The organism is Dietzia sp. B44 (genome assembly GCF_014145245.1).
Lineage (GTDB): Bacteria > Actinomycetota > Actinomycetes > Mycobacteriales > Mycobacteriaceae > Dietzia > Dietzia natronolimnaea.
The window spans coordinates 1-6,867 of record NZ_JAALEF010000111.1 but is presented as its reverse complement, the minus strand read 5'-3'; the positions used below and the strand labels follow the sequence as shown (position 1 = coordinate 6,867).

General features: G+C 70.2%; 4 protein-coding genes. All 4 read right to left on the bottom strand.

Annotated features, from left to right (window positions below):
• Positions 1–70: 70 nt before the first annotated feature.
• Entirely contained in the window at positions 71–2,062 is a 1,992-nt protein-coding gene (locus G6017_RS04590) for an alpha/beta hydrolase-fold protein (RefSeq protein WP_095717074.1), read from the bottom strand.
• 241 nt (positions 2,063–2,303) lie between these two features.
• On the bottom strand, positions 2,304–3,446 hold the full coding sequence (locus G6017_RS04585) for an alpha/beta hydrolase (RefSeq protein WP_095717073.1): 1,143 nt from the start codon (positions 3,444–3,446) through the stop codon (positions 2,304–2,306).
• 194 nt (positions 3,447–3,640) lie between these two features.
• Positions 3,641–5,698, bottom strand: a complete 2,058-nt coding sequence (locus G6017_RS04580; RefSeq protein ID WP_241731372.1) for an arabinofuranosyltransferase AftB family protein — start codon at positions 5,696–5,698, stop codon at positions 3,641–3,643.
• A 16-nt stretch (positions 5,699–5,714) separates the two neighbouring features.
• Complete coding sequence (locus G6017_RS04575; protein ID WP_182616140.1) at positions 5,715–6,749, bottom strand: decaprenyl-phosphate phosphoribosyltransferase; 1,035 nt, start codon at positions 6,747–6,749, stop codon at positions 5,715–5,717.
• Positions 6,750–6,867 lie beyond the last annotated feature (118 nt).

Here is a 6,867-nt window from a genome sequence, read left to right as displayed (position 1 = left end):
CCTCCGCCGCACGCGGTGAGCATCCCGCCCGCCACCACGAGCGCCGCGCCGAGAGCCGCCGCCCTGGCCGTCACGAGATCTCCGCCCGGCCGCCGGTCACCGTGATCCGGCCGCCCTCGAACTCCATGACCTGGCCGTCCCGGGTGGTGCGCAGCGCGCTGGTGGGATAGCCGAGCCGGCCACGCTCGTAGTCGACCGTGCCCCAGGCGTCGAACACCGGACCGCGGGGGATGGCGTGCGCACCGGTGCGCGGCGACCAGTAGATCGCCCCGCCCTGGAAGCGACTGAAGGCGCCGCCACGCGTGGTCAGGGAGATCTCGTCGGTCGTCGGGTACCCGAGTTCCGAGTTCTCCGCGCCGGCCTCCCGGTAGGTGCTCAGGATGGCGCCCTCGACGACCCTGGGGCCAGTGGCGGAGGACCAGTAGACGGTGCCGCCCTGGAATCCCTGGACAACGCCGGGCTTGTTCGGGTTGGTGACCTCGTCGGTGGTCGGGTACCCGAGGTCGCCGCGCTCGGCGCCGCGCTCCTGCCACATCGACCGGATCGCCCCGCGGATCGCGTGCGCCCCGGTGGTCGGCGACCAGTAGATGACCCCGTTCTGGAACTGGGTGAACCGGCCCCTGCCGTCGGGCGTGGTGGTCTCACCGGAGGTGGGCAGACCCAGCGGGCCGTCGGGTCCACCCTCGGCCTGGTAGGCGGCGCCGATGGCCCCGAGGACCGAGTGCGCGCCCGTCTGCTGCGACCAGAAGACGCGGCCGAAGCGGAAGTCGGTGGCCTTGCCGCCCTTGACATCGTACTCGCCCGTCAGACAGGGGCCCAGACCGGGCTGACGCTCGGCGACCCGGGCGATCTCGCCCTGTGCCGCGCACGGGGGCTCGACGTTCTCGATCTCGACGGCGCCCGCGAACTGGGGCCATGCCTGCATCATCTCGAACTGCCAGTACGGCCACGTGTGGGTGCCCGAGGGCCGGAAGTTTGCGGTCACCTCGACGCCGGCCCCGCGGGCCTTGTTGACGAAGGTCTGGGTGGTCATCCGCGACAGCAGCTCGAGCCCGTAGCCCGGGAAGTTGGTGGGGATGTCCGGCAGCCCCGACGGCTGATCCCACGGACCGGTGTTCCCGCTTCCCGCGGAGACGTAGACGCTCTGGCCGCGGAGCTTGTCCGCGTGGAGCTTGGGGTCCTGCTCCTGCCACCTGGCCGAGCCGAGGGGTCCCCACATGCTCTCCGCCTGATACCCGCCGGCGTCCTGCATGGCCACCTTGATGGCCTCGGGCATGCCGAAGCTCGTGGTGTCGAGGAAGCCCGAGTAGCTCGCCGCGAACTGGAAGTAGTCCGGGTAGCGCTGCGAGAGCATCATGGCGGCCGTGCCGCCCATCGACAGTCCGGCCACACCGTGCTTGTCGTTCACCCGCCAGTCGCGGGCCAGTAGCGGCGGCAGCTCCTCCATGAGGAACGTCTCCCACTGGTAGGCCGAGCCGTTGGCGTCCGCGACCCAGTCCGTGTAGAAACTCGACTCGCCGCCGACGGGGAGCACGATGATCGCGTTCTTGGCGTCGAAGAACTGGGAGATCTTGGTCTCGAGGGTCCACCCGCTGGCGTCGTTGCGCGCCCGCAGGCCGTCGAGCAGGAGCAGCGAGGGGTAGGTGCGTTCCGGCTCGGCGTTCCACCGCGCCGGGAGCATGAGTTGCACCTGGATGGCCTGCTCCATGGCCGGGGACTGCACCCACAGTGCCACCCGGTTGGCCGTCTTCCACTCGACCTTGTCCAGGCGGACTCCGGTCGGGAGGGTCGTCGGCACGCTCAGGGAGGGGGAGTCCACCCGGTTCCCGGGGTTCGCCCGGGCCGGGTCCTCCTGGCCGGGACCGGTCTGTGCCGGGGAGGCCTGGACCGGGGAGCTCTGGGCGGGAGTCTCCTGGGCCGGGGTCACCCGGACCGGGGTCTCCTGCGCGCCCGCAGCCGGAGGGACGATGAGGCCCGAGCCCACCATTCCCACCACGAGCGGGGCGGCCAGGAGGGACGCCCACCGGGTGCGGGGGCTCGCGTGTGCGCTGGGGGTCGCCATGTGAGGTTCTCTTCCTTGCCGCGTCGTCGCCGAACGTCTCGGTGAACGGGCCGCGAGCGCGACCCGGACAGCTTCTGCCCGAGGCCCTGATCCGCCGTCCGTCCGCGGGCTCCCCTCCCGCGGCCGAACCCGGTGGTCACGCAAGCGACCGGGGCCCCGCACGAGAATCTACGCACGGGCCCCGGTGTGACGGGTGAGGACTCGCTGAGCGGAGCCCGATTCGTCTGCTAACCGGTCGTGATCACCACGCGAAAGCGTTCATCACGGGCAGGATCTGCGCCGAGCGGGCGGCGATCAGGTCGTCGTTCCAGTAGCCCCACCCGTGGATGCCGGTGGTGCGGTAGTCGAACGTGGCCTGGTTGGGCCGGGCGTTGAGGGTGTTCTGGAACGCGATGGTCGATCCGCGCGACAGGCCCTCGAGGATGATGCCGTTGAAGGTGTTGAACACCGCCTGCAGGCTGGAGGGCTGGTCGTACTGGCCGGGGATGGCCGAACCCGCGGTGATGTACATCGGGATGTCGCGCAGCTTGTCCGCATTGAGCAGCGGGTCGTGCTCGCCCCAGCGCGGGGAGCCCGGCAGGCCCCACATGGCGAACGGGTCGCACTTGCACTGGTCGAACATCGCCAGCGGGATCATCGTGTACATGCCCGGCGCGGTGGGGTTCATGTAGCCGGAGAACACTGAGACCTGCTTGAACTGGTTGCGGTGCTTGGCGGCGAGCATCGCTGCGGCGGACCCGCCCATGGACAGCCCGGCGATGGCGTTGTTGTCCGTGCGCACACCGAAGTGGGCGTTCAGGTACCCGGGCAGCTCGCGGGTCAGGAAGGTCTCGTATTTGTACTCGACGAGGTTGCCGCCCAGGTTGATGGGCCGATCCCAGTCGGAGTAGAAGGAGACCTGGCCGCCGACCGGCATGACCAGGGTGATGTTGTCCTGGAGGAAGATGCGCTGCGCCTGGGCGTCGCGGGTCCACGCGTTCCAGTCGTCCCGCGCGCGCAGGCCGTCGAGGAGGTACAGCCCGGCGTTGCCGCCGAAGCGGGCCGGCTGGACCTGGACCTTGATGTGGCGGTTCATCGCCGGCGACCAGACGTCACACAGCTGGACCCACGAGGCGACCGGATCCCAGCTGCACCCGGGGCGCAGCCAGTTCCGGAAACCGACCGGGTTCTCGTTGCCGGCGGCCGGCTGGAACGCGGGGGCGGCGTTCGGCGCATCGCCCGATCCGGCCGATCCTGCCGATCCGGCGGAACCGAGGCTGGCCGACGAGCCCTGCTCGGTGGCCTGGGCGCCGACGAGGGCCGGGGCGCCGACGACGAGGCCTGCAGCCGTCGCCAGGGCGGTGAGCCCGGCGGCGAACTTGCGCCGGAGGGTGGTCTGGGACATTCGTGGGTTCCTTTGTTCGTTCCTGGTGCCCCCAGGGAATCCGGGGCATCGGTGACGTCCATCGGACCGGCCCCACCAGGGGAGGACCGGAACTGCGACATCGTTACTGTCGCTCATTCTGGGACAGGTGTTACAGGTCGGGGACCTGATCGATCCCCTACTGTTATCGATTCGAGACAACAGTACGCGCCACACTACCGAGTGCCCTGGTACTTCTCCACTTCCTCAGGCATGGGCAACCCGCACCTCTGCACCTCGTATGCAGGGATTCTGTTGATCCGGTACTCGGCGAATGAAAATGCGTTAACCAGGTTGGACCAGCGCTTCTCCAGCGTCAACGGGCCGGAATAGGAGTCGATGAGGGCCTCGGTCGCGGGACACGTGAGCGCCACTTCGGCCTGGTTGACCCAGTTCACGTCGATCCACCGCGGGAAGTTGACCGGGTCCTCGACCACCCCGGTGCGCGCGAGGACCCAGTCGTACGGCAGGAACTTGTCGTGCCCGATACGCCCGTCCTCCATGCGGTCGGTGTGCGCGGCCAACGGCGAGGCCAGGCCCACGGTGTCGTAGACGTCCACGTCGAGCGGCAGGTTCATGCTCGTCATGCCCAGGTTGAGGAACACGACCGTCTTGAGGGGATCGTCGGGGAGCTCGAACGGCGCCAGACCGGGCATCGGCCGGTCGTAGGCCACCACGTCCCACCGGTCCTGGAAGCCCGGGACCGGGAGGAAGACCGCCCCCGTCCGGTTGGTCGAGACCTCCCTCACCAGGGCCCGCATCCGCGGGAAGTCGAGGTAGTCGTCCGCGAGCAGCGGATGCTGGTGGCCTGTGCGCTGGATGTAGTACTGCCGCTCGTCGACGATCCCCGCCGCGGTGATGGACTCCGGTTCGTCGCGGAACGGGTCCTGGACCACCTGGACGGTCACCGCCCATCCGACGACGACGAGCCACGCACCGGCGACCACCGGGACCGCCACCCGGCGCACGCGGGCGTCGTCCGCCCCGCGGGCGGGTCCGACCGGCAGGGGCACCACGGAGACCGGCAGGAGGAACAGGAACACCGACGGCAGCAGCACCCGGCCGTGCATGAAGTCCCCGCCGACCCGGGTGACGTAGGCCAGCATGATCACGGCCACCACGAGGAAGGCGACGGTGACGACCGGGGTCGAGCGGACCCGGCTGCGCAGGCGGAGCAGGCCGCCCCCCTCGTCGTCGTCGTGACCCGCCCCGCAAACCCTGGAATCCGACCGGCGCACGGCCCACAGCGAGACCAGACCGGCGACCAGGACCACCGCCAGCGGCAGGAGCAGGACATACGGCGACAGCAGGTCCCACAGGTACTGGGCCCCCTTGTCCCACTTGGACCCGCCCGCGTCCTTGGCGACGGCCGTCAACGGATAGGGCAGGGCGTAGTACGACATCCGCCAGATCTGGTAGACCACCGGGACGGTTCCGGCGATGGCGACCAACCAGCCCAGATGCCGCCACGACTGCTGTGACGCCGCCAGCAGCGCCAGGAACACCACCGCCGCCAGCGCCAACTCGGGGCGCACCAGCGGACCGAGCCCGGCGATGAACGCCATCGCGGCCGTGCCCACCGCGGGTAGACCGAACCGGTACTCGCGGTGCGGCGCGCGGGCCCACCGCTGCAGGCCGAGCCACATGACGCCGATCCAGCAGATCACCAGCCCCGTCTCCAGGCCCGAGCTCGCGAAGTCCCGGGCGGGCGGCAGCATGATGTAGACCACCACACCCAGCGGCAACAGCAGCATCGGACCGCCGGCGGGGGCGCGCCGGGTGCCCCGGTACATCACGCGGGTGCCGAGCATCGCGCACGCGACCGCGATCATGCTCAGCGTCAGCGCCAACCCCAGGGCGACCAACTCGAGCCGATAGCCGACGACCTCGTGGGTGAGATAGACGAGATAGGTCCACAGGGTGGAGGTGTTGGACTCGACCCGCTCCCCCGCGTTGAACACGGGTCCGTTGCCGGCGATGAGGTTGCGGACCGTGCGCAGGACGATCAGCCCGTCGTCGGCGATCCACCGGCGCTGCCACGCGCCGGCGAGGAACACCGCCACCACCACGACGAGGCCGCCCCAGAAGACGGCCGGCTCGGCCCGGGGACGCTCGGTGATCCGCTCCGTGATCCGGTCGGTGATCCGCTCAGGGTTCCGCGAGGCCACGGTCGCCGGGGGCCGGTCCGCTGCCGGACGCCCCGCTCCCGAACTCCCCGCCGTCACCTCCGACATCGCCCGCCCACCCCGGTCAGGCGAAGGACGGCACGAGGTAGACGCCGATCACGACGGTCAGGACCCACAGCCCGGCCAGGACCTGCAGGACGCGGTCCCCGAGCGCGATGTCCTCGGGCTCGCCGGCCTGGGCGGCGTCGACGTCGACCGCATAGCGCAGCACCGCGATGGTGAACGGCACGATCGAGATCTGCAACCACACAGCCGAGCCGGACGGCTGGGTGGGATCGGAACCGCGGTCGTACGCCCACAGGGCGTAGCAGAGCACGAGCACCGTCGCCGACAGCGTCCACACGAACCGCAGGTAGGTCGGGGTGTAGCTCTCCAGGGCCTTGCGGATCTTGGCCCCGGTCCTCAGGTGCAGGTTCAGTTCGGCGTACCGCTTACCGGCCGCCATGAACAGGGAGCCGAACGCCATGACCAGCAGGAACCACTGTGAGATCTCGACCTCGGCCGCCGCGCCGCCCGCCACCGCGCGGAGCAGGAAACCGGAGGAGACGAACGCGATGTCGAGCACCGGCTGGTGCTTGAGTCCGAAGCAGTACATGAGCTGCAGCACGATGTACACGGCCACGACGATCGCCAGCGCCGGGTGGGTGAACAGCACCGAGATGCTGATGGAGGCGACGATGAGCGCCACCGCCATGCCGTAGGCCAGTCCGACCGGCAGCACCCCGGCGGCGATGGGACGGAACCGCTTGGTGGGGTGCGCGCGGTCCGCCTCGACGTCCATCGCGTCGTTGATCAGGTACACGCTCGAGGCCGCCATGCAGAACGCCACGAAGGCGATGAAGACCGAGAAGAGGACCGAGGTGTCGGTGAGCGTCTGCGACCCGGCCGCGGCGGGTGCCGCGACCACGAGGACGTTCTTGACCCACTGCCGTGGCCGGAGGGCCTTGATCATGCCGTCGAGCAGGTTCTTGGGCGGTGAGCCCTTGGCCTCCTCCTCGGCCTCGGCGAGGTCGATCTCGTTGGCGGTGTGCGGCTCCGCACCGAGAAGGTGGTGATCGCCCCCGCCCCGGGAGGCCGGGACTCCGGTCTGATCGGTCATCGATTCTCCTCGGGGGTCGGGGTGGTGCGCGGTCCGGGCGCGCCGTCACGCAGCGCCTCCGGCAGCAGGCGCTGGACGGGGTCCGTGGGCCAGACCGCGCGGGTGAGCGCAGCGCAGC

Bases quoted from the DNA above. Each gene is read 5' to 3' on its own strand.
- G6017_RS04585 (WP_095717073.1), bottom strand. From the start codon at position 3,446: ATGTCCCAGACCACCCTCCGGCGCAAGTTCGCCGCCGGGCTCACCGCC.
- G6017_RS04580 (WP_241731372.1), bottom strand. From the start codon at position 5,698: ATGTCGGAGGTGACGGCGGGGAGTTCGGGAGCGGGGCGTCCGGCAGCG.
- G6017_RS04590 (WP_095717074.1), bottom strand. From the start codon at position 2,062: ATGGCGACCCCCAGCGCACACGCGAGCCCCCGCACCCGGTGGGCGTCC.
- G6017_RS04575 (WP_182616140.1), bottom strand. From the start codon at position 6,749: ATGACCGATCAGACCGGAGTCCCGGCCTCCCGGGGCGGGGGCGATCAC.